The 22,738-nt window shown below is 46.2% G+C and carries 28 protein-coding genes, 1 rRNA gene and 1 riboswitch; of the genes, 2 read left to right on the forward strand and 27 right to left on the reverse strand.

The window, feature by feature from the left end; translation table 11 throughout:
• Positions 1–28: 28 nt before the first annotated feature.
• From fin to HI950_RS30610, 16 genes are all read right to left on the reverse strand, one after another.
• Positions 29–259 (reverse strand): anti-sigma-F factor Fin, encoded by a 231-nt coding sequence (fin, locus tag HI950_RS30535; RefSeq protein WP_169090087.1) that lies wholly within the window; start codon positions 257–259, stop codon positions 29–31.
• A 63-nt stretch (positions 260–322) separates the two neighbouring features.
• Complete coding sequence (gene pth, locus HI950_RS30540) at positions 323–883, reverse strand: aminoacyl-tRNA hydrolase (RefSeq protein ID WP_169090089.1); 561 nt, start codon at positions 881–883, stop codon at positions 323–325.
• A 175-nt stretch (positions 884–1,058) separates the two neighbouring features.
• Positions 1,059–1,709 (reverse strand): 50S ribosomal protein L25, encoded by a 651-nt coding sequence (locus HI950_RS30545; RefSeq protein WP_169090091.1) that lies wholly within the window; start codon positions 1,707–1,709, stop codon positions 1,059–1,061.
• Positions 1,710–1,925: 216 nt separating this feature from the next.
• Complete coding sequence (glmU, locus tag HI950_RS30550) at positions 1,926–3,323, reverse strand: bifunctional UDP-N-acetylglucosamine diphosphorylase/glucosamine-1-phosphate N-acetyltransferase GlmU (RefSeq protein ID WP_317618479.1); 1,398 nt, start codon at positions 3,321–3,323, stop codon at positions 1,926–1,928.
• A 175-nt stretch (positions 3,324–3,498) separates the two neighbouring features.
• A complete protein-coding gene (gene spoVG / locus HI950_RS30555; RefSeq protein ID WP_028609566.1) occupies positions 3,499–3,780 on the reverse strand; it encodes a septation regulator SpoVG in 282 nt (93 codons plus the stop codon).
• A 130-nt stretch (positions 3,781–3,910) separates the two neighbouring features.
• Positions 3,911–4,309, reverse strand: coding sequence for a RidA family protein (locus HI950_RS30560; RefSeq protein WP_169090093.1), 399 nt, complete (start codon positions 4,307–4,309; stop codon positions 3,911–3,913).
• A 53-nt stretch (positions 4,310–4,362) separates the two neighbouring features.
• A complete protein-coding gene (gene purR / locus HI950_RS30565; protein ID WP_169090095.1) occupies positions 4,363–5,190 on the reverse strand; it encodes a pur operon repressor in 828 nt (275 codons plus the stop codon).
• Positions 5,191–5,272: 82 nt separating this feature from the next.
• A complete protein-coding gene (gene ispE / locus HI950_RS30570; RefSeq protein WP_169090097.1) occupies positions 5,273–6,127 on the reverse strand; it encodes a 4-(cytidine 5'-diphospho)-2-C-methyl-D-erythritol kinase in 855 nt (284 codons plus the stop codon).
• 137 nt (positions 6,128–6,264) lie between these two features.
• Positions 6,265–6,450: a small, acid-soluble spore protein, alpha/beta type gene (locus HI950_RS30575; RefSeq protein WP_169090099.1), complete on the reverse strand. Its 186-nt coding sequence runs from the start codon at positions 6,448–6,450 to the stop codon at positions 6,265–6,267.
• A gap of 201 nt (positions 6,451–6,651) precedes the next feature.
• Positions 6,652–6,927, reverse strand: a complete 276-nt coding sequence (veg, locus tag HI950_RS30580) for a biofilm formation stimulator Veg (RefSeq protein ID WP_053373389.1) — start codon at positions 6,925–6,927, stop codon at positions 6,652–6,654.
• Positions 6,928–7,167: 240 nt separating this feature from the next.
• Complete coding sequence (gene yabG, locus HI950_RS30585; protein WP_169090102.1) at positions 7,168–8,052, reverse strand: sporulation peptidase YabG; 885 nt, start codon at positions 8,050–8,052, stop codon at positions 7,168–7,170.
• A gap of 56 nt (positions 8,053–8,108) precedes the next feature.
• Positions 8,109–9,050 (reverse strand): 16S rRNA (adenine(1518)-N(6)/adenine(1519)-N(6))-dimethyltransferase RsmA, encoded by a 942-nt coding sequence (rsmA, locus tag HI950_RS30590; RefSeq protein ID WP_191297148.1) that lies wholly within the window; start codon positions 9,048–9,050, stop codon positions 8,109–8,111.
• Between the two features lie 3 nt (positions 9,051–9,053).
• The gene (gene rnmV, locus HI950_RS30595) at positions 9,054–9,602 is read right to left on the reverse strand and encodes a ribonuclease M5 (protein ID WP_169090104.1); all 549 of its coding nucleotides are present in this window, start codon (positions 9,600–9,602) and stop codon (positions 9,054–9,056) included.
• A gap of 125 nt (positions 9,603–9,727) precedes the next feature.
• A complete protein-coding gene (locus tag HI950_RS30600) occupies positions 9,728–10,876 on the reverse strand; it encodes a resuscitation-promoting factor (protein ID WP_317618480.1) in 1,149 nt (382 codons plus the stop codon).
• Between the two features lie 249 nt (positions 10,877–11,125).
• Positions 11,126–11,310: riboswitch (cyclic di-AMP (ydaO/yuaA leader) on the reverse strand.
• Positions 11,311–11,493: 183 nt separating this feature from the next.
• On the reverse strand, positions 11,494–12,261 hold the full coding sequence (locus HI950_RS30605; protein WP_169090138.1) for a TatD family hydrolase: 768 nt from the start codon (positions 12,259–12,261) through the stop codon (positions 11,494–11,496).
• 23 nt (positions 12,262–12,284) lie between these two features.
• Complete coding sequence (locus tag HI950_RS30610) at positions 12,285–13,583, reverse strand: HD domain-containing protein (protein ID WP_169090106.1); 1,299 nt, start codon at positions 13,581–13,583, stop codon at positions 12,285–12,287.
• 270 nt (positions 13,584–13,853) lie between these two features.
• On the opposite strand from HI950_RS30610, the gene HI950_RS30615 reads away from it, so the two are divergent.
• The gene (locus HI950_RS30615) at positions 13,854–14,108 is read left to right on the forward strand and encodes an AbrB/MazE/SpoVT family DNA-binding domain-containing protein (RefSeq protein WP_028609554.1); all 255 of its coding nucleotides are present in this window, start codon (positions 13,854–13,856) and stop codon (positions 14,106–14,108) included.
• A 130-nt stretch (positions 14,109–14,238) separates the two neighbouring features.
• On the opposite strand, the gene rsmI is transcribed toward HI950_RS30615, so the two are convergent.
• The 10 genes from rsmI to HI950_RS30665 all read right to left on the reverse strand — a co-directional run bounded on the left by rsmI (position 14,239) and on the right by HI950_RS30665 (position 21,654).
• The gene (rsmI, locus tag HI950_RS30620; RefSeq protein WP_169090108.1) at positions 14,239–15,120 is read right to left on the reverse strand and encodes a 16S rRNA (cytidine(1402)-2'-O)-methyltransferase; all 882 of its coding nucleotides are present in this window, start codon (positions 15,118–15,120) and stop codon (positions 14,239–14,241) included.
• On the reverse strand, positions 15,117–15,785 hold the full coding sequence (locus HI950_RS30625; RefSeq protein WP_169090140.1) for a tRNA1(Val) (adenine(37)-N6)-methyltransferase: 669 nt from the start codon (positions 15,783–15,785) through the stop codon (positions 15,117–15,119). The genes rsmI and HI950_RS30625 overlap by 4 nt, the downstream gene beginning before the upstream one ends.
• 164 nt (positions 15,786–15,949) lie before the next feature.
• On the reverse strand, positions 15,950–16,351 hold the full coding sequence (locus tag HI950_RS30630) for an initiation-control protein YabA (RefSeq protein WP_169090110.1): 402 nt from the start codon (positions 16,349–16,351) through the stop codon (positions 15,950–15,952).
• Positions 16,352–16,413: 62 nt separating this feature from the next.
• Positions 16,414–17,217, reverse strand: a complete 804-nt coding sequence (locus HI950_RS30635; protein ID WP_053373398.1) for a PSP1 domain-containing protein — start codon at positions 17,215–17,217, stop codon at positions 16,414–16,416.
• Between the two features lie 3 nt (positions 17,218–17,220).
• Entirely contained in the window at positions 17,221–18,198 is a 978-nt protein-coding gene (gene holB / locus HI950_RS30640) for a DNA polymerase III subunit delta' (protein WP_169090112.1), read from the reverse strand.
• Positions 18,199–18,231: 33 nt separating this feature from the next.
• Entirely contained in the window at positions 18,232–18,675 is a 444-nt protein-coding gene (locus HI950_RS30645; protein WP_169090114.1) for a YaaR family protein, read from the reverse strand.
• A gap of 16 nt (positions 18,676–18,691) precedes the next feature.
• Positions 18,692–19,021: a cyclic-di-AMP receptor gene (locus HI950_RS30650; protein WP_056634702.1), complete on the reverse strand. Its 330-nt coding sequence runs from the start codon at positions 19,019–19,021 to the stop codon at positions 18,692–18,694.
• A gap of 59 nt (positions 19,022–19,080) precedes the next feature.
• Positions 19,081–19,749 (reverse strand): dTMP kinase, encoded by a 669-nt coding sequence (gene tmk / locus HI950_RS30655; RefSeq protein WP_169090116.1) that lies wholly within the window; start codon positions 19,747–19,749, stop codon positions 19,081–19,083.
• Positions 19,750–19,864: 115 nt separating this feature from the next.
• Positions 19,865–21,361 (reverse strand): aminotransferase class I/II-fold pyridoxal phosphate-dependent enzyme, encoded by a 1,497-nt coding sequence (locus tag HI950_RS30660; RefSeq protein WP_169090118.1) that lies wholly within the window; start codon positions 21,359–21,361, stop codon positions 19,865–19,867.
• Between the two features lie 101 nt (positions 21,362–21,462).
• A complete protein-coding gene (locus HI950_RS30665; protein ID WP_169090120.1) occupies positions 21,463–21,654 on the reverse strand; it encodes a sigma factor G inhibitor Gin in 192 nt (63 codons plus the stop codon).
• Positions 21,655–21,884: 230 nt separating this feature from the next.
• Between HI950_RS30665 and HI950_RS30670 the strand changes: the two genes are divergently transcribed.
• Complete coding sequence (locus HI950_RS30670) at positions 21,885–22,415, forward strand: transposase (protein WP_169090122.1); 531 nt, start codon at positions 21,885–21,887, stop codon at positions 22,413–22,415.
• Between the two features lie 113 nt (positions 22,416–22,528).
• Here the strand turns inward: HI950_RS30670 and rrf are convergent.
• Positions 22,529–22,645: ribosomal RNA gene (rrf, locus tag HI950_RS30675) — 5S ribosomal RNA — on the reverse strand.
• Between the last annotated feature and the right edge of the window lie 93 nt (positions 22,646–22,738).

A 22,738-nucleotide genomic window follows, 5' to 3' on the forward strand; every position in this document is an offset into this window, starting at 1 on the left:
CGCTAAGGCTCATACTATTCACTTTCCGTCATTGAAGAGGATTAGCTACCAAATGAAGCTCCGGGTTCGCGTCGATCGCCTCGCGGCAATAATCACAAACCACTTTTACCGTTACATCTCCATTTGGGTCATACGCTATTATATCGCTGCGCTCTTCGGGGGTCAAGAAATGGAAACCAAGCTGGTGCTCGGTTATATTTGACCCGCTGAGGGATCCAATTGACGTTCTGCAATGCCGACAAATATAGTTTACAGCCATATGTATGCCTCCTGAAGGGTCGTTATACCCTTCAGTATGCCCGTAATCACGTATTCTAACAGATTATCGGTTAAACTTTGCCATCGTCTCTTCGAATGGTGCCTTCAGCCTGAATTCAATCGCATCACACGCATCCATAATCATCGCATCCAGCTTCTCCTTCTCGCTCTTAGGAAAAGCCGACAGTACATAATCTGCAATGTTCATACCAGGCTGCGGACGGGAGATGCCCATCCGAACGCGGTCGAACGTCTGTGTGCCCAGATGCTGAATAAGCGACTTGATGCCATTATGTCCGCCCGCACTACCTTGGTAACGAAGCCGCAGCTTGCCGATTTCCGTATCCAAATCATCATAAACAATCAGGCCATTTTGAACATCAGCTTTAAAATAATCGAGAAAAGATCGAACGGACTCGCCTGACAAATTCATATATGTCATCGGCTTAATAAGGACAACCTTCGTGCCCTGCACGTTGCCCTCGCCGATTAAAGCCTTGCATTTGCTTTGTGTAACACTGATGCCCCAGCGCTTTGCCAGCTCATCAATAACCATAAATCCAACATTGTGCCGGGTTCCCTGATAAGCGGTTCCGGGGTTCCCGAGTCCTGCAATCCACCTCATTGCTAGCTCCACTCCTTTACCGACAAATGTATCATAATCTATTGCTAGCGTAAACGGCTTAAACTTAGTAAAGAAGGAGAATATGAAGCAGCACAGCTTGTGCCAACCACAAAACAGCGCCGTCCTTTAAAGGACGGCGCCATTCACTTGCAAGCTGCTTTGTGCGAGGATGGAATTACAGACTCTTAATGCCTTCAAGCTGAGCTTCCTTGGAACGTGATTCCGCCTCCGCAAGCTCCACAGCCGCATCCTCTGCTTCTTCCTCCGTAAGCTCCTTCTGAGGCGCAAGAATCGTTACCACAACCTGCTCCGGCTCTGCGAACGTCTCGACGCCTTTAGGCAGCTTCAAATCGCTTACCAGTACGCTCTCGCCTATTGCGAGCGAGGAAATGTCTACTGTGACGGAGTCAGGAATACTGCCCGGCAAGCACTGTACCTCAAGCTCATGCAAAATCACTTGAAGGATGCCTCCCTCTCTTACCCCGTTAGAATCGCCCTCCGGTTGAATGCGAACGTTAGCCCGTACGTTTTCGTTCATATTGATTTGATGGAAATCAACATGAAGCACTTGACGGCTCAAGGAATCACGCTGAATTTCTGATATCATCACTGACGTTTTGCCATGTGATGGAATATTTATTTCAAGCACCGCATTCGGATGGGACCGAAGCAGCGCCTGCAGCTCCTTGCCATCTACCACTACCTGAGCGGCATTATCTAATTGTTTTCCGTAAATAACGCCCGGAATTTTCCCTTGGAGCCGCAATTGGCGCAACTCACCTTTCGTCGTGCCAGTTCGTTGATCCGCGTTCATAGCTATCGCCATATTGATTACCTCCTAAAAAGTTTTGTGAAGCAAAACTTGCTCCGTAAGCATACGCTTAGTTTTGTGAAGCAAAACTCACTTCGTAAGCATTTCCTATAACTTACCCACTGCAGCCAATAATTAAACAGCAAATAGGAGAAGACAAAAAAAGATGCAGCAACGAATTCTTCCTCTGAATTCGTCCTGCATCCTATAATAGCTAGATTTGATTAGCATCTATTGCTGCTTCTTTTCCTTCTTCGCTTTGGCACGTCCGCGAATCTTCTCGGCATAGCCCGGTTTATTCACTTGACGCTCGCGTGCAATGGCGAGGTCTCCGGCTGGCACATCCTGCGTGACCGTTGAGCCGGCAACGACATAAGCACCGTCACCAATCTTCACTGGCGCAATGAGGTTGACGTTGCTGCCGACAAACGCATTGTCGCCAATCTCTGTCACAAATTTATTATAGCCGTCGTAATTGACTGTAATCGCGCCGCAGCCGATATTCACATCTTTGCCGACCTTAGCGTCCCCTACATAGCTCAAATGCGACACTTTGCTTCCATCGTCCAGCGATGCATTTTTGAGCTCAACGAAATCGCCGATTTTGCAGCCTATGCCAAGCTTTGAGCCTGGACGCAAATTCGCGTATGGTCCAACTGAGCTGGTATCGCCTACGATCGATTCTGCTACTACGGAATACTTAATCGTGACGCCCGCTCCGATTGTACTATCCGAAATGTCTGCTTGAGGTCCAATGATGCAATCCTCGCCAATAACCGTTGATCCGCGAAGCACCGTTCCCGGATAGATAACCGTATCGGAGCCGATTTGAACTCCTGCTTCTATATAAGTCGATGAAGCATCAATCAGCGTAACCCCGCCAAGCAAATGGTTGCGGTTAATACGCTCGCGCATGAAGCGCTCAGCTTCTGCAAGCGCAACGCGGTCGTTCACGCCAATCGCCTCAGCCAAATCAGTCGTGCAATAGCCTTGAACGGATTCGCCTGCGCTGCGGAATATGCCGATGACATCGGTCAAATAAAATTCACCCTGCACATTGTTGCTCGTTACCTTCGCAAGCGCTGCAAACAGCTTCTTATTGTCGAAGCAATAGGTGCCTGTATTGATTTCCTTCACTGCTGCCTCTTCTGGCGAGCAATCCTTTTGCTCCACAATGCGCTGAACCGTTCCATCTTCGCTGCGAATTACGCGTCCGTAGCCGGTAGGATCATCAAACGATGCAGTCAGCACGGTGGCAGCAGCTCCGCTTCCTGTATGCAGCTCAAGCATCGCGCTAATCGTCGAAGCCTGTACGAGAGGCGTATCCCCGCAAATAACGATCGTCGTACCCTCTTCGCCGCCTAGCAAGCCTTCAGCCTGACGCACCGCATGGCCCGTACCTAGCTGCTGCTCCTGCAGGACATATTCAGCGCTAGCGCCTAAATACGATTTAACCATCTCCGCTCCATGCCCAACGATCACAACGGAACGCTCAGCTTTCGCTTCCTTCACAACATCGAGCACATGACCGACCATAGGCTTGCCGCATACCGGATGAAGTACTTTATATAATTTCGATTTCATACGCTTGCCCTGTCCAGCCGCAAGCACAATCGCCATAACTTTCAAATAAAAAACCCCCTAAATCTACTTTGAATAAAAATGACAATTAAACCCATCTGCATAAAATGACTAGCTTTATTATATTCCATTATACGATTCTGTATCTATATATCAAAAAAAAAAGAAAAGAGAGCCATGGCTCTCTTCTCCAAACAACCCCAAAATTCATGAAATGCTCTGGTTAAGCTCCTTCTTCAATCGCAACTTCTTCTGCTGCACGCTCATATTCTGCGAGAACAGCAGCCTGGATTTTCTCCCGGGTGGTTGAAGAGATCGGATGAGCGATATCCCGAAATTCTCCATCCGGAGTACGTTTGCTTGGCATTGCAACGAACATACCATTGTTTCCATCGATGACACGAATATCGTGAACAACGAATTCATTATCAATAGTAATGGATGCGATTGCCTTCATACGCCCTTCGGAATTTACACGGCGGAGTCTGACATCAGTAATTTGCACTTGTGTTCACCACCTTTGTCTATCAGAGACTTGGTGTATACTTCCACGTTTTTGTGCCAATTCCTTCTACATTTTTGGAAAAATCATGCTGTATTTAAAATATTTTTTTACAATTAAATCTTTTTCGTTTTCATTCGACAAGAGTCGATGCAATGACCTCTATTTCGACAAAAACATCCTTTGGCAGCCTCGCTACCTCAACGGTTGATCGAGCCGGTTTATGATCTCCGAAGTAGGAGGAGTAAATGCCGTTTACCGTTGCAAACTGATTCATGTCCTTCATAAATACAGTCGCCTTTACAACATCCTGAAAGCTTGCACCTGCTGCTGCAAGAACGGCTTCCAAATTGCGAAACACCTGATGGGTTTGCTCCTCAATGCCGCCTTCTACTAGCTGTCCGGATGCATCTAACGGGATTTGTCCCGAAGTAAACAATAATCCTCCCAGCTTGATTGCCTGCGAATAAGGCCCGATCGCTGCAGGCGCTTTATCCGTTGCAATTGCTTCCAGTTGTTGCTTATTATTCATTATGGTCCCAGCCTTTCTTATCAAGAAATATAAGCTGTTATTCCCAAATAACTTTATCCTTTAAAATAATTCCCAGGAATAACAGTTGTTTGCTTTGTTTTCATATCAACGGCAGTCAGCTTAGCGAGCGACACATAATCTTCAAGAAGCCTCTCTTCCAATTCCACCTCGCCGGACTCGACAAATACGCCGACACCCGCAACGGTAGCTTTGAATTCGAATAGCAAATCCATCATTCCTTGTATCGTTCCGCCAGCCTTCATGAAGTCATCAATAATAAGAACGCGCGAATGCTCCTTCAGCGCCCTGCGCGCCAGTGACATCGTCTGAATCCGCTTCGTTGACCCCGACACATAGTTGATGCTAACCGCGGAGCCTTCCGTTACCTTATTGTCGCGCCGTACGATAACAACCGGTATGTTCAGGCAGGATGCGGTTGCATATGCAAGCGGTATCCCTTTTGTCTCTACCGTCATTATGACATCGATCTTTCGATCAGCGAACGCAGTTGCAAACATTCTGCCGACATCGGCTAGCAGCTCTGGTTGACCCAACATATCCGTTATATACAAATAACCGCCCGGAAGAACCCTTTCAGGCTGCTCTAGCTGGCGGCATATGCTTGTCATAATGGTAAGTGCCGTTGTTTGCTGCATTTTTGGCGTATACTTTACTCCGCCAGCTGCTCCAGCAAGCGTATGAAGCTCACCAATTCCTTCTTCCTCAAACACTTCTTTAATAATTGCCAGGTCCTCACTAATTGAAGACTTTGCCGATTGATATCGATCAGCAAATGCTGTCAATGAAATTAACGTGTGGGGTCGACTTAACAGGTATTGGGTCATTTCTACCAACCGCGAGCTCCGTTTCAACTTCTTCAAACACATCTCCCCCCACTAAATCCGAATAATATAATGTCAATATAACATTTTTATACGGATTTAATCAAGAAGAACGTCAGACCTATGTTAGCATTCTTACCACATAGACCTCTTTGCAGAAACCTCGGAGACCGTTGTAAATGCGTGGAAGCTTGGCCTCCTTCGATACAAGGCCAAAAACAGTCGGTCCGCTGCCAGACATCAGGACGCCATCAGCGCCAAGACGAATCATGCTTTCCTTCAGCTGCATCACCTCAGGATACAAATCCAGCGTAACATTCTCCAGCACATTGCCTAGCCCTTCACAAATATCGGTAAAGGAGCCTCTCTCCAGCGCACTGACCATATTAGGAATGGAAGGATGCTCCTTGAGCTCATTAGCTCGAAATCTGCCATATACGTCAGCCGTTGATACATTGATTGGCGGCTTCGCCAGTACGACCCAGCACTGCGGAGGACCTGCGATATGCTCAAGCTTCTCACCACGGCCGCTAGCAATCGCTGTGCCGCCTGTTACGCAAAAAGGAACGTCAGAGCCAAGCTCAGCGCCGAGACGGCACAGCTCGTCCTCTGGGATCTGAAGCTTCCACAGTCGATTTAGCCCTCGCAGCGCAGCCGCTGCATCGCTGCTGCCGCCTGCAAGGCCTGCTGCGACTGGTATTTTTTTGTCCAAATGAATATATACGCCTTGCTTTACATCGTAGCGCTCTTTAATAAGCCTAGCCGCCTGAAAGGCCAGGTTCTTCTCGTCTAGAGGTATGTAGCCTACTTGGCTTGAAATAATGATTGTATCTCTAGGGAGCTCTTCCATTTCAAGTCGGTCTGCAAGGTCAACCATCGTCATTATCATCTCGACTTCATGGTAGCCGTCATCACGCTTGCGGAGCACATCTAGCACTAAATTAATTTTGGCTGGAGCTTTTTCATAAATTTTCATCCGATAAGTTCACCCGTTCGTTCGTAAGCTTAAGCATCATTATATCAAACGAACGCAATAAAAGCTAAGAGATGACAATCGGCTATTTTCCGACTGCCAACACCTTAGCTTTTGTCTGTACGAATATGACGTCCCGATTACGGCTGGTTCGCCTTTGCTGCCGCTTGCTCAGCAAGCTGTATCGCACGTTTCACCATATTTCCAGCATCCTTCGCACGAATGCTTCCCCAGCCTTCTTGCTGCACGGTATCGTAAAATCCAAGGTCCTTAGCAAGCTCATATTTCAATTGCTCTGACATTACTCCACGTCTTCTGCGGCTCATTCCATTACCTCCAACTCCAAATTAACGATAAGCATGTAGGCTGTCACTATTGCACAGGTAGTATGCTTCAATTCGGTTTAGACCATACGCATTGAAACGGCAACACGCACGAAGCTGCAAAAAGAAAATGGGGTTCTTGCGATAACAAAAAAAAAGCGCAGATTTCTCTGCGCTAACATGCCTCACTAGGCGATATATATTCTATTGTTGCAAATGGGCGATACGGACTTGACCTTCATCATTGCATACGGTCACTTCCACCGACTCTGTCAGTATATCCGCATAACTGTATGAAACACGCTTGAACGCATGTTGCTCTTCATCCAGCTTGACAATGAAAACAGAAGGGTAGGTTTCTTCCAACGTACCGGTTCGTTCGATGGTCTTTCGTCGGCCACCGTTCGCTCGAAGACGGATTTTGGAGCCAACATGAGCTTCCAAACTGCGTTTAATATCCAATAGCGCATTTTTTGCCATTGTCCACTACCACCTCTTTCCTTGTCCATTATAACTAAAAAGAGGAGGGTTGTCAAACAAAGCAAAATATTATATCAGTCAGAATATTTACTTGTCAACGGTGATTTCACCCATTTTCGAAAAAACCGTGCATAGAATAGCAAATAATATACATAATAAGAAGTTGCTTCAACTTTAATAAACAAATTTACGTCTTTTTGACGTTATTTGCTTGCCTATATTGGCAGCTTGCATACCATTTTACTGCTTTAATACAGAGGAGGATGCCGTTATTTTGGGCTTTGGCAAGCCTACACGGAAGCGTCCCATCGTTTCAATGCCGCCAACACCGTCAATTCCGCTTATCGTGCCATGAATTACATCGGCTAAGTTGATCGTGTCCTTAATCGATGTATAGCTTGCCTTAATGGCTATATAAACAGGATCGAGCGCATGAATCAAAATACGTCCCGGCGAGCTTGCAAAGTTGGAGCCCACCTGAAGCAAGGCTTCGAAATGCGATTGGCAAGCACCCGCAATAACAATCAATCCGTCGCGATTTTTCTCGTATTCACGAGCAACGCGAACTGCATTAACAAAATGCTGTGAGTTTTTATAGCTGCTCAAGCTGTATAAGTCCATCTGCGCGCGGTTTTTCAGTACACCGTCATGTCCGGTAATGACGACAATATCCGGTTGGATTTGAGGCAGCAGTCGGTACAGCACATCAGCCATTTGGGATTCATGCACATGGAGGCCATGAGAAGGAACATGCATCGTGTTGTATAGCTGCATGCTCTTCTTCAAATAGTTACCATCGCCATCGAGATGAAGAACTTTTCCTGGCACTTCAAAAAATGGCTGGCTCTGCTGCATCGCATGCCGAATAGTATCCTCGTTCTCAACCGCTTGACGTTCTCGTTCAGAATGCATGCGTCTTAAAGAATCATTTACTTTAATTCGAACTTGCTGAACCGCACTAGTCGATTCTGGATCGCGTACGACCGACAGATCTGGAATCGGAGCATCCGCAAGCAATCGGTAGTCCGTGCCTTTCAGAACGGCAGTTTCTGTACGAACAGCTTCAACCTTAAATAGCACGTCACCGCCATACGATTTGCGGACGACCAGGTCCCCTTGCTTCATGGGTAAATCACCTCTTCCTCTATCCTATGGGCAGAAAGAGCGAATGGTGAGTATTTTTATGACTTAACCGCCTGAGCTCCCCAGCCCGCTTCCAGCATGCTGCGGCTAATACGCGCAAATTCCTCAAGCGAAAGCGTCTCGCCGCGTCTTATAGGGTCAATTTCGTTCTTCAGGAGCATCTCCGTTAATGCTTCACGCCGCTCCTTGCCTACAAACGCCGTCAGATTGTTCGCAAGTGTCTTCCTGCGCTGTGCGAAGCTCGCCTGCACGACACGGAAAAAATGATCCTCATCAGGCACATCCACGGCCGGCTTGTCGCGCAGGGATAGCTTAATAACAGCCGAATCGACATTTGGCTGCGGAATAAACACCGTATGCGGAACTGTGCAGACAAGCGTAGGCACGCAATAATACTGAACAGCCACGCTAAGGCTGCCATACTCCTTGCCGCCTGGCTTCGCAGCCATTCGCTCAGCCACTTCCTTCTGTATCATGACGACGATGTGCTCAAGAGGCAGCTTCTCCTCGAGCAGCTTCATCAAAATTGGCGTAGTCACGTAGTAAGGCAAATTGGCAACGACACTTACGCCCGTTACCCCTGCAAACTGCTCTTCGAACAGCTGCTTCAAATCAAGCTTCAGCACATCGCCATGTATGACCGTGGTGTGCTGCTCTTCAGCTAAAATGTCCTTTAGAATTGGAATAAGCCGATTATCGATCTCCACAGCCGTAACCTTGCCAGCAGCTTGTGCAAGCCGCTGCGTAAGCGCGCCAATCCCGGGACCGATCTCAAGCGCCCCTTTTGTCTCATCCAGCTCAGCAGCTGCTACGATGTTGTTCAAAATATTTTGGTCAATCAAAAAGTTCTGCCCGAGACTCTTTTTGAAAGAGAAACCGTATTTGGCAATAATCTCTTTGGTACGCTTTGGCGTTGCCACCTCGACTATTGACGATTTTACCGCTGCCTTGCTTTGCCCATTGTGTTCATGATCGCTCATCCTCTATCCCTCCAGTTCCTTTTCCATTTGTCTGAACGCTTCTGCAAATTCCGCCTTGGAAATACGAAAGCTTGTACATCGCTTATAGAACTGCTTGCCGTTCGCATATCCGATCCCGAGCAGCTTGCCCATAACGAGGCGTCGATTGGACGCGTCGGGATGCACGATAAGACCCGCTTCCATTAAGTCCTCAAAGCTAATCTCTCCCGATTCGTCCATCGACTCCGTACGGAGCTCTGAGAGCGCCGAGCGTATCGCATCCGGGCTTGCATTCTCGATGCCGATATCCCCTTTGTACAAAGCCTGCTCCTGCGGTAAAAAAGCATGCTTGCACCCGGGAGCGTGCCTCGCAACGATTTTGCGAATACGTTCCCCCGCATGGTCGGGATCTGTAAATATAATGATGCCGCGTCGCTCGTTCGCCAGCGCTATTCTTCTTAGTACATCCTCGCCGATAGCCGAACCATTCGTCTCTATAGTGTCCGCTTCAACCGCTCGTTTTATCGCTGCGGTATCATCTTTACCTTCAACGACAATGATCTCTTTGATCATCAAGACCATTCCCTTCAACATAAACTCTTATAAGCCCGCAAACATGCAAAAAGAAGAGGCATTGCCTCTCCTTATGATGGCATATTTAATTGAATATTACGATAAGATGATGGTAACCCCGCAAATTAGCTTGAAGAAGGTTTATTCGGCCCCAACACGTAAACGGTAAAGCCTTTCTTCCTGCCAAACTTATTTGCCGTTTTGTTGCTATCGAAGTATACGTCGATTTTGTTGCCCTTTATTGCGCTGCCCGTATCCTCAGCCCGGCGGAAACCGATTCCTTCAATATAAACCCACCAGCCAATCGGAATAACCTTAGGATCAACCGCTATGGTCCGTCCTTCTTTTACACGGGAACCGGATGCCGTAATTCCGTAATCCGGATGATCCGAATCTTTACCTGTAGAAGCGACACCAGCAGAATAAGCTGTGAGCGTGACGTTCTTAAGTACGGTTTTGGCCTTGAATGTTACACCGCTCTTTGTCAGCATAGCAACACTCGGGCTTTTGTTTGAGAGCACAGTTACTTTAGGCTCAGCCTTCTTCGTTCCGATTGCGATAACCTGGTCAACTGCAGCGGTCTCGACAACCTTGCTGACCATCTTCTTCGAAATGAGAATTCCGTCCTCGTACTGCTTCTCAATATGTTCAACAATAAGGCCTTCCTTGCCGGTTTGCACGAGCTTTTCCTTGCCAGCTTCCAGCGAAGGATCTTTCTTCTTTACGATAGAGTACGGCATAGCACGCTCGGATTCTGACACCTTCGTGTCAACCCGCACAACCGTTACCGTTAATTCCGAATCGACTACCGTATTAAGCGGAGGCATTACTTTATCATGATTACGAACTGGAATATTTAATTCCTCGATCGCTGCCTGCACTGTTCTCTCTGTCGTATATACAGTAGAGGTCTTGCCATCAGCTTTCACAATTACCGGAATCGCTTGAGTTACCTCAATTCGATCTCCGTCCTTTATTGCCGCATTAAGCGGTATGGACACCTCATCATGTGGTCCAATTGCGATAGCTTGTTCATCCAGTAGGCGTTGCAGGACCCATTGCTTCGTTTCCACAACGGTTTCTTGTCCGTTCACTACTACGGAGACGCTTTTGACAGCCGTTCCGTACAACAACACCAAAAACATGAAAGTCATAGCGATTGAGATAGTAGCACTCAAAAGAATCAAACGCAAGTTTTCACGCTTCCATCGCAATGCGAAAGACATGCTGGATGATCGTTTCCCATGGGTGTCCTTAACCTGGAGTATTCCCACTTCATCGGTCCTCCTTCATAGCCCCGCCGCCAAGTGTTACGCATGATACAACTGACGCGACTATAGTATATTGGCGTGCAAGCACGCAATCCAGTACTGCTATCGATCCTCCCACCCCCATCTTTAATCCCTATGTCGACAAATTCCCGTTTATTCGAAAATAAAAAGAAGCCGTCGACAGAGGATCTGTTTCGTGGCTTCCCGAGTAAATGACTACGCTGGGATACAGAAAAATGGATGCACGAGGTTGATCACTCTCTATGAACGCTTACGAGGTTAGCTGACGGATTCGGGCAAGAGAGACGCCCTATTCGTAACGCAATGCTCATGGCAAAGGTTCCGAAATTCACCCCTTGAAGAATTCAAAATACGGTTCAAAAAAACCCGTATTTGGTTCCCCCGCTCTCCAAATGGAGATTAAGCGCAAACTGGAAATCCAATACAAAATGTAATGCTCTGAGTTGAATCATACCCTCATACGAGGTGAATTGTAAAGATACGATAAAAGACGATTTAAGCGAAAAAGGTGGATAAAGACGGAAAAAATAAGCGATAATCGCTATAAAAATTAGTTTTTACGCGATAAAGGTCTTAAATTCTCTCTGGTTCTCTCGTTTTCAGACAATACCAAAACATTTTTTTCCGTTTTCGGTCGTAATTGCCCCTATTTCTTCTACCGTTTTGCCTAATAATTCGGCTGCCGTCTGTGCAACTAGTGCCACATAAGAGGACTCATTTCGCTTCCCTCTGAAGGGATGTGGAGCCAAATACGGAGCATCGGTTTCAATCAAAATTTTATCGAGCGGAACCTGTTTGAGCACCTCTTTGGGAACCCTTGCATTTTGAAAAGTAACCGGTCCTCCGAATGAAATATAAAAGTTCATATCCAGACATTGCTTCGCGGTTTCGGGACTGCCGGAGAAGCAGTGCATGACCCCGCCAACCTCGGCTGCATTTTCCTCCTTCAAAATTCGAATGACATCCTCATGCGCATCACGATTGTGAATTACGATCGGTTTGCCTACTTTACGGGCAAGTCGAATTTGCTCGCGAAATACGCGCTGCTGAACGTCTTTGGGCGAGGTATCCCAGTGATAATCAAGACCGATCTCACCGATCGCAACGACCTTCTCATGCGTGCATAAACGCTCTATCCACTCCAAATCCTCCGGAAGCATATCGATGCTGTCAACCGGATGCCAGCCGACGGCTGCATAAATAAAATCATACTGCTCAGCAAGCGCGATCGTCGTTGGAATGGTCTCGCGGTTAAAGCCGATATTAAGGAGCATATGCACGCCTGCATCCTTTGCGCGCTGAATAACTTCGTGGCGATCCTCATCGAACTTATATGAGTCTAAGTGGGTGTGGGTATCAAATAGCAATGTCATATTAATGTCAGGCTCCTTCAGTCGAGTTTAAACAATTTTTTTAATGAATCAGGTATTTGTGAACTATTTTTTTTGAGCGGCTCTTCTGGATAATACAGATGATATTGCCCCTGATGCAATCCGGTTATTGAACGAACAATGTCGGATTTGGCAGATATTTCACTTATTTCATCCTGACTGTCCAACAACAAAATCGGCGCTTTTTCTTTCTTTTCTCCTTCTTTTTTATCCGGTCGATATACGTCGTATGGCAGGTCAAACGGGAAGTCAATTTCCATATGGTAATCGGGATTCATTCCTATAGAGGAGAAGCAATCGCTAATCTCATTTAAAAGCTGTTCATCAGGATTATCGATCGTTATGTACTTATATAAATGGCGGTTCAAAAACCGATCGCATAAGTCGCTTAACAGCGGATCCTGCTCCTCTGCCCATTGTGTGAATGCGGTTTGAACAAGTGCCTCATCCAGCTTCAAATAATCATGCACCGTCATATTGTTATGAAGCAGGCATTGGAGAGGGCTCGGCATCCAATCAAATTTATAGCCACCCACATAAAGCTCCTGCGCTCTACGAAATATTTGACGTAAAATAATCTCAGAGCTTCTTGTTACTGGATGGAAGTAAATCTGCCAATACATTTGATAGCGAGACATCAAATAATGCTCTACGGCATGCATTCCGCTCTCTTTCACTACAATTTGCCCTTTATAAGGTCTCAATACGCGTAATATGCGTTCTAAATCGAAGGTTCCATAGTTGACTCCAGTATAATAAGCGTCTCTAAGCAAATAATCCATGCGATCGGCATCCATTTGACTTGAAATGAGGCTTACGACTATAGGTTTTGGATAGGTCTTCTGGATAACCGCGGCGACCTGAGCGGGAAAATCTTCGGATACTGCTCGCAGCACATGGTTGATTTCCGAATGCTCAAGTATAATTTTGCAGGTCCACTCTTCGTGATCTGTGTCGAATACTTCTTCTAAGGAGTGGGAGAACGGACCATGACCGACATCATGCAGCAAAGCCGCACATAGCGAGACCAGCCTTTCCTCGGCAGGCCAGTCTGGATAGCCATTGCGCTCAAATTGAGAAATAATTTTACGCGTTATTTCATAGACGCCTAGCGAATGTGAAAATCGGCTGTGTTCCGCTCCATGAAAAGTCAAATACGAGGTTCCCAATTGGCGTATTCTTCTTAAACGTTGGAACTCCTTCGTATTAATTAAATCCCAAATGGTCTGGTCCTGCACATAAATATAATGATGGACAGGGTCTTTAAAAACCTTCTCTTCGGTCAGTTGCTGCTTCATCGTCTCTCATCTCCTTTGTTCATATTTTCGACACAAAATGCGAGACTCTTGTCGAATAGTGTCGTAAATTAGTTTCCAAAATGTCGAAGCTGTTGTATTCTATTACAGAGTAATATGACCCTTGTGTATAGTCAAATACTTAACCTAATGGCTTATTAAGTCAATTTATCGGTTGACTATTATGGTAATCGTTGGTATTATAGTAATCATAAAAGCAAAATTTATGTCGAACGATGGCGAATTGTATTTTGAGAGGGGCACTGATATATTATGATGAAATCTACTGGTATTGTTCGTAAAGTTGATGAGCTAGGACGTGTTGTTATACCAATCGAATTGCGCCGTACACTAGGTATAGGCGAGAAGGATGCACTCGAGATTTACGTTGATGGCGAGCGCATCATGCTTAAAAAATACGAGCCTGCATGTATCTTCTGTGGCAATGCAGAAAACGTATCTTACTTCAAAGGAAAAATTGTTTGTCATATTTGTTTATCTGAGATGCCAACACCTGTGACAAAATAAAAAAAATCGGTTATACTGTACTTATCAACTTGTTAATTCTAACCTTTTTTATACTCCTTGATGCCTTCCTGCGCTTGAACCCGGCCAGGAAGGTCTTTTTTTTGTCTATTTAATGGTTATCTATACATCTTTATCTATTAACCTCATTATATACATCTCGTTTTGGCAATCCTCGATCTATGGCAACCAACTTGATCGCTTCCTTTCGATCGTATTGCTCCTCGTAATGTGCAACATGAGCAGCAAGATCAAGCTCAGACCACCAAGTCTCTGCAATTGGTTGTTCGCTAGCGCCAGATCCTTCTGATCCTTCCACCACGATACAAAACTCACCCAGCGGCGGATGCTCCGCAAACCATTCGATACATTCCGATACCCGGCCGCGCACCGCCTCTTCATGGCGCTTCGTTAGCTCTCTAACGCATGCAATATGACGATCACCCAGACATTCCAAAATAGCTTCCAATGTTTTTCCAATACGGTGTGGGGACTCGTAAAAAAGGAGGGTTCCTCTCTGAGCCTGCATATCCTTCAGCCATTTCATTAACGATTTTCGTTCGCGCGGCGGAAACCCGGCAAATAAAAATCGATCTGTCGGCAAGCCTGACATGATCAGCGCAGATAATGCGGCATTTGCCCCTGGAATAGGGATTACGGGGATATTATGTTCAACAGCTTCTTTTACAAGATCGGCGCCAGGATCGGAAATCGCCGGCAGGCCTGCATCACTAACGAGTGCAATCGATTGTCCCTCTAGCAGCAAACGGATAAGCTCAGGTCCGCTTGCTCGCTTATTATGCTCATGATAGCTAACGATACGCGTACCGATTTCAAAATGCGAAAGCAGCTTGCGCGTTTGCCTTGTATCCTCAGCGGCGATAAGCTGCACTTCCTTCAGCGTGCGAATCGCCCGAAAGGTCATATCCTCTAAATTCCCGATTGGCGTTGCTACTAAATATAGGCTGCCAGAGCTTTCCTTTGCAGCTTCCGAGAAGCTTTTCTGTATGTTCAAACGATCTGCACCCCATTCTCATAAACCATAATAGGCGGAAGAAGCTTAATATCAGGCTTTCCATCCCGCATCGCTTCTATTAATACCATGTTGGCTTCCGCATTCGCATGAGGATGTACAAATTGTATCCGCTTTGGCTCAAGCCGCCACTTGCGCATCGTCTCTACGATATCCAGCAAGCGTGACGGCCGATGAACCATGGATACCTTCCCACCTGGACGTACAAGCCTTGAACATGCTTCTGCAACATCATCAAGCGTACAGTGTATTTCATGCCTCGCTATCGCATAATGTTCATTTTCATTTTGTTCGCCTGCTGTCATCGGCATATATGGCGGATTGACCGTTACCGCGTCATAGACCCCATTCCCCGCAAGCTTCGGATATAATTTCAAATCCTGCTCAATAACTGTAATTTGCTCTGTCAGCTGATTGAGCTCTACGCTTCGTCTCGCCATATCCGCAAGTCTCGGTTGAATTTCAACCGCATCTATCCGTGCATTTGTTCGCGTAGTGAGAAGCATGGGAATAACGCCGTTTCCTGAACATAAATCAACGATTCTTCCATGCTTCGGTATGCTTGCGAACCGGGAGAGCAGCACGGCATCAAGCGAGAAGCTGAATACTTCCCTGCTCTGTATAATTTTTAATCCCGATTCCGTCATTAAATCATCAAGCCGTTCATTAGCTGCTAAAGTTATTTGTTCCGACACGTTTTAAGCCGCTCCTTTTCCTTATTCGGTCATGATTGCAATCGTTTTTTGACAAGACCCTGGTTAATAAAAATACCGCCCTTTGCGGCAAGGACGGCATGTCGATACGGATTCCACTATTTATTTAGAAAGGATAGACAGAATAAACAGTCGCCCTCCGTCCGCAAATGCCCGTAATATACGTTGCAAATGTGGAATCCTTCGTGATACAGCCGGGTCAAATTATCATGGCCTTCTCCGATAGCTACATTCGCTTCTGCGAATGCTTGCTCGGTAAGCACCTGCACCTCTTGGGGTGCACCCGATTTTTTGCTTTTGGCTGGAGCTTTAACTACTTCACGCTCAAGCTCCGCTTCTCTTTTAAACAGTTGACGCAGCTGGTTGTTCTCTTCACTAAGTCGCTTATTGTCTTCTAACAGCTCTTTTACCTTCTGCTTCAAAGCCGTCAGCTCCTTATGGAACGTACCTACTTGGTTGTCCAGCTCGTCCATTTTTACGAAAATATCGTTCTTCTCCAAGTTCCCACCCCAGAGCTTCAAGCGTGAGTGTAACCTCACCCGTGAGAATCGCACTCTGCCGCTTATTTGATGACGACATCATCCATCGACAGTTCTTTCGGTTTACCTGGTGTATCAAATAGTTGCACATACACGCTTTTGGTGGATGTGTTTATGCCGGTAACCTTACCTTCCCCATATGAGGTGACAACGAATTTTCCAATCGCCGGAAGTTCCTCGCGAATGCTTTCGTAATTGTCATGCTCATATTTCAGGCAGCACATCAGACGTCCGCATAGTCCGGAAATCTTAGTCGGATTAAGCGATAGGTTCTGGTCCTTGGCCATCTTAATCGATACGGGCTCAAAATCGCCCAGCCAAGAAGAACAGCACAACACTCGTCCGCAAGGCCCAATTCCGCCGAGCATCTTCGCTTCATCCCGTACGCCAATTTGCCTAAGCTCAATTCGTGTACGGAACACGCTAGCTAAATCTTTAACCAGCTCACGAAAGTCTACTCGTCCTTCTGCCGTAAAGTAAAAAATAATTTTGTTGCGGTCAAACGTAAATTCGACGTCTACCAGCTTCATGCGAAGCTGATGACCTTTAATCTTTTCAAGACAAGTAGAAAACGCATTTTTGGCAGCAGCACGATTTTCTTCAACGACTTTAGCGTCTACGTCGCTTGCAATGCGAATTACTTTCTTAAGAGGAAGAACGACATCCGATTCACCGACTTGCTTCTGTCCCACCACCACTTTACCGTATTCGATTCCGCGTGCTGTTTCAACAATAACATGTTGCTCCTTATCCACGGGATGTTCGACCGGATCAAAGTAATAGATCTTGCCCGCTTTCTTGAAGCGGACACCGATGACATTATACAAGAATTAGCCCTCCTGTAAGTTTACCAATAGTTGCTCAAATGCGAGCTGAGGCGTTACATTTGCACGCATACGCTTACTTGCTTCAAGCGTATGCTCTATGCAGGACACCCAGCCTGCGAACGATCGTTCAAAAGCGTGCTTGCTTATCCATTCCAACTGATCTATAAAAACGATGTTGTCCTGCCTTCCGGCCTGGAACTGAATCAAATCTTTAAACCATATAACTAACAACGACAACAGCAATTGTATATGCTCCACTAAATCCGTCTTAAAAAGCTGTTGTCCAGCAGTGATCATCGCCGCGGTGAATCGGGTCAAACTCTCCTTGCCTAATTGTATCACTAGGCTTCTGATTTCTGCAAACTGATTCTGCTGGAGAAATTGTCTAGCGCCATCCAATCCCGAAGTTAGTTGAACTACAGTCCGGGCTAACGTTGATGGCGCTCCTTCGGCAATTAGCGCCTGTAGCATGCTCTCAGGCGACATTGGAAGAAAGGGCACCCACTGTGTGCGAGAGCGAATGGTAGGTAAGACAGCTTGTCCATTATCGGTAATCAAAATGGCTACGACCGGCGATAACGGCTCCTCCAAAAATTTTAGCAAGCTGTTTGCAGCCTGCATCGTCATTTTGTCGGCTTGCTCGATCATATATATCTTGCGCTTCGTCCCGCTATTCCGATAAGAAAAATCGCGCTGCAGCTCGCGAATTTGGTCGATCTTTATCGATTGGCCGTCGGGTGCAATTGTCGTTAAGTCCGTTTGATTGCCATGCTCGAACTTCCTGCACTCCAAGCATTCCCCGCAAGCATCGGCGCCGCCTGCTGTACAGAACAGCGCCTTTGCAAATTCTCGCGCCATTGCCATTCTTCCCGTTCCCGAGGGCCCGTTAAATAAGTACGCATGTGAAATCTTACCGCTCTGCAGCGCATGGCTCAAAATCCGCTGCGCTTTCCATTGCCCTGTTATTTGTTCAAGGCTCATAGCCGTTCCTAACCTTTCCCTGCCTGGTACTCATCAAAACAATAAATTGATAAGCAGGCCTCGTATCTCGCCGATCTTGTTGAGCAAGTCAATTCTGCCTTGCTCGCTATCGAGCAAATCCTCGGCCATCGAGACGAGTGTCGCATCAATCTCATCTAGCAGTTTATATCTTTTAATCCGTCCCCTGCGATCAAAGCCTTTGACTTCCTTCAACACGACGCCGCGCCTGATGGTATCCTCCAAAAACTGCTTGATCATCTGACGGTATAGCTTCAGTTCACGAACGGTCATCACTTTCGCAAGGCGATCGCCTTGTCTGTGAATGTCCTGCAGCTTCTGCTGAAGCTGCTCCTGCGTACGGTCGGCATCTTGTTGAACCATGACATCGGCAAAGCTTCTTGGCTGAACCTGCTTGCTGGCTGCCTCGTTGCCTGCACGATTTGGGCCTAATGGCCGGAAGCCTTGATCAATTTTCATCGATTGTCACGCCCATTCAAAAATGCTCAAATCTCTCGACTGGTACTACGAATACGGCAGCGCCGCCAACCTGTACTTCAACTGGGAATGGGATATAAGAATCCGTTGATCCTCCCATAGGAGATACAGGAGTAACAAGCTGGTCACGCACCTTGCAATTGGCATTAATCACTTGCAGAACCTCATGTACCCGCTCATCCTCAATACCAATCATAAACGTCGTATTCCCTGCTCTTAGAAATCCACCTGTACTTGCAAGCTTTGTTGCTCTAAATCCTTCGCGCACTAGGGCGTTGGAGAGTCTGTTGCTGTCCTTATCTTGAATAACCGCGATTACTAATTTCATCTTCATTCCCCCTTGACTACTATTAGAATAGGTTATTGAGAGCTTGCTTAACTCTGAAATTAATCCATACCTTTAAGTTTGACATCGATTGCAAAAAATCCTGCAAAACGATCATCAATTGCCTGTAAAACGTCATCAAACACCATTTCCTGACTTTGTTCGGCATTTACGAGCACGATTCGATCAGGATTTTGCCTCAGCAGCTGCATATAGCCTTCTCGTACCTTCTCATGGAAGGAATGCTTCTCAAGATCTAAACGGTTGATCTCTCTCTCTGACGCTTGTGCGATTCGCTCAAGTCCTACTTCTGGAGACACATCCATGTAGATGGTCAGATCAGGCATTAGGTCTTGAATGGCAAATTGATTAATAGCCCAGACCTCTTCCATTCCAAGTCCGCGTGCATGCCCTTGGTAAGCTAGACTGCTATCCACGAAACGATCACAAATGACAATATGCCCCTGTTCAAGTGCGGGTACAACCTTTTCCACTAGATGCTGTCTTCTTGCAGCCGCATAAAGCAGCGCTTCTGTTCTTGCATCCATGGTGATATTGCTGCGATCCAATATAACGGCACGAATTTGTTCAGCAATCGGGATCCCTCCAGGCTCTCTCGTCATAAGGACCGATTTCCCCCGTTGAAGTATCTTATTCGAAAGCTGATCAATCAGTGTCGATTTGCCGGCTCCTTCGCCGCCTTCTATGGTAATGAAAACACCTTTTTTCAAGCTAAGGCTTCTCCTAACGTTTATGTTAACTATACTTTCTTCTATATTAACAAAGCGATACCCCTTGTACAATGAAGATTTGCCTCAAATCCAAAATCCCATAGACTATTCGGCTTTATTGTTCAAATATCGATATCGTCGCCATCGTTGGATCAACTGCTCCTTGAAATTTCGCCCCCATTGCAGAGAGTTTCTGAATATGCGTAACCATAGCCGGCGTTATCCTCTCCCCTGGATATAAAATGGCGATACCTGGCGGATATGGCGTAACCATCTCAGCCGATATATGATGTTCAGCCGCGCTTAATTGTATGCGCAAGCTTGTTTTATTCTTAAACCCTGCTCGGTTAAACGAAACAGGCTCGGAATTAGTTATCAGCATGGTTTCGTTCATATAGACCGACTTTCTTGTATTAATGCTGTGTTCCTTAACCTCACCGTTAATCGCGCCTATAGCTTGCTGGAGCCTCTGTGTATCGTGCATAGAAGTCTGAATGCCGAATACAAGTACAACATAGCAGGGATCAGCCATCTCTGCAAAAATGCCATTCTGCTCCAAATGCTTTTGAAGCTCATAGCCCGTCCGAACACCGCTCCTGTCGCACAATACGACTCGCAATGGGTCCAAGAGCAGACCCTCACGTCTTGCGGCTTCAGTTTTCATTTCGCATATGACCGTATTTTGCAGCTGCAACCAATCTCGGAAAGATGCTGCCGAATGCAGGCTTTGTTCAAACAAACCGGCTCCCAAGGCGTCAATCATTGCTCGGGAAATATCGATTGATGCAAGAATGGGAAACGAAGGGCTTGAGCTTTGAAGCATCGCAAGCGACTGACGCAGCGTATCCCTTGATATCCTGTTTCCTTGTATGTGAAGCATGGCACCCATGGTCAAGGTAGGCAGTGTCTTATGTGCCGACTGTACAACTGCATCTGCTCCTTCGGATATTGCCGAACGTGGAAATGAAGCGTGCAGGCCATAGTGTGCCCCGTGTGCCTCATCAATCAGAATCGGCTTGTCGTATCGATGGACTGCGTCAACATAGGCAGCCAGCTTTACACCCATGCCGTAATAATTGGGATTAGACAAAAAAACAGCCTTAGCCTCCGGGTATGCTGCAAGCGCATCTTCAACCTGCTTCACTGTAGGAATGGTTGCCAGTCCCGTCTGTGGTTCTATTTGGGGAGATAGAAATACCGCTTTAGCACCTGCAAGCTTTAATCCGCTTATGATCGACTTATGTACATTGCGCTGCACGATAATTACATCATCCGGCTCGCACAACGCAAGCAGTAATGCGATGTTCCCAGAGGTACTTCCTCCCACCAGGAAAAAGGTCTCCTCGGCGCCAAAGGTTGCAGCCGCTAATTGCTGCGCTTGCATTATAGATGCTTCAGGATGATGCAAATCATCAGTCGACGAAAGCTCTGTTACGTCTAGCTGCATAATTTTATAAAAATACTCAAACGGACTATTTTCCATTTGTTCCACCCAAGTGTCCTGCTTCAATGCTTGTCCACCATGGTGGCCAGGGACATGAAAGCCGACCGGATTACTAGCAGCATGATCAAGGAGCGCTTCGAATATCGGAGCAATAAAAAGTTTCTTCATATATAAAGGCATTCCTTTCAAAATAACATCCACTCTTTCTATACCATCTATTGTACTCGATATAAAACAAAAAAAGAGCAGCTTCTGTAGTCAGAAACCGCTCAAGCATTTTCGCCCAAAAAGATTTGCTTCATTTGATGAATGAAAAAAGGGTATTTCGCATCTTTCACATCTGTTCGTACCATTTCTTCTTCACAGGTCTCGCAAATAAAGCCGCTAACAATCCGAATGCCTTCGCCTTCAGCTTTGTGTTCGTTGCAAATATTACATTTATGCTCGTGATTATCGCTCATGACAATCCCCGCTTTCTGTTCGTTCCTATATAGCTATTATTATGACACATAGTCTATCTATTTATACTTGTTTCATAGCACATTTCAAATATTTATATATCGTATGCTGCATCTGGGCTAATGGTTACAAAATGCGCAAAATTGTTTAGCCGAAACTATGGACAGATTGCTAATTGATACCGATATAGTTAACGAGAGTTGCTGTAATTCAAACGGAAGGACGTTCGTACATGCGCCAAAAATTATCCGAACAAAAAAATGCTACCATTTATCAATACCAGCTTGTCAAAAAAAAAATCATTCGTCCTGAGCTTATCCAAAGCCATTTGCTGATTGCAGCCATCTTGCTCGCTTTTCAAATGCTCATGTATCAGATGGACGGCTTGTTTTCTTGGTTATTTGGTTTTGCCGTCGTCCAGATCATACATATAACAATCATACTGCTGACGTTTATCCGAGTAGACGAAGCAGCTGATCGAAAATGGATTTGGCGTATTTCGCCACCATGGATCGGGTTTAAGCCAGCCAATGATATTAAGCTGCATTTATTTCGCCGAGTTCATCGCCATATGTTCTGGATCGGCTTATGCGCCATCGCGCTTCTATATCCATGGATCAAAGAATCACTTATGATCAGCATCGTTAGCTGGCACCTATGGCTCCTGATTCCACGGATGCTTCTCTCCTACACCTTCCGTAAAGAGCAGAAGGACGGCGTGCTAAGGTTAGAGTCTAGAGAAGCATCTTATTACCGTAGATAAACGAAAGGCCTTAGATGCTCAATCAGAGCGACCTAAGGCCTTTTAGTTTGAATTGAAATGTTGGACTAGTTGAAACAAAAAACCTATCGCATCACATGCGATAGGTCTCTCGTGCTTGGCGACGTCCTACTCTCCCAAGACCCTGCGGTCTAAGTACCATTGGCGCTGGAGGGCTTAACGGTCGTGTTCGGTATGGGAACGCGTGGTTCCCCTCCGCCATCGCCACCAAACGTAGCGTGTTGCACGCTGAAAACTGGATACGAAAGATTAGGTTTGCTGAAAACCTCATTAGCTGTGTCTGCCGGATGTATGGGTCCATGCAA

Origin of the sequence: Paenibacillus sp. PL91, assembly GCF_012935325.2 — a bacterium.
Classification (GTDB): domain Bacteria; phylum Bacillota; class Bacilli; order Paenibacillales; family Paenibacillaceae; genus Pristimantibacillus.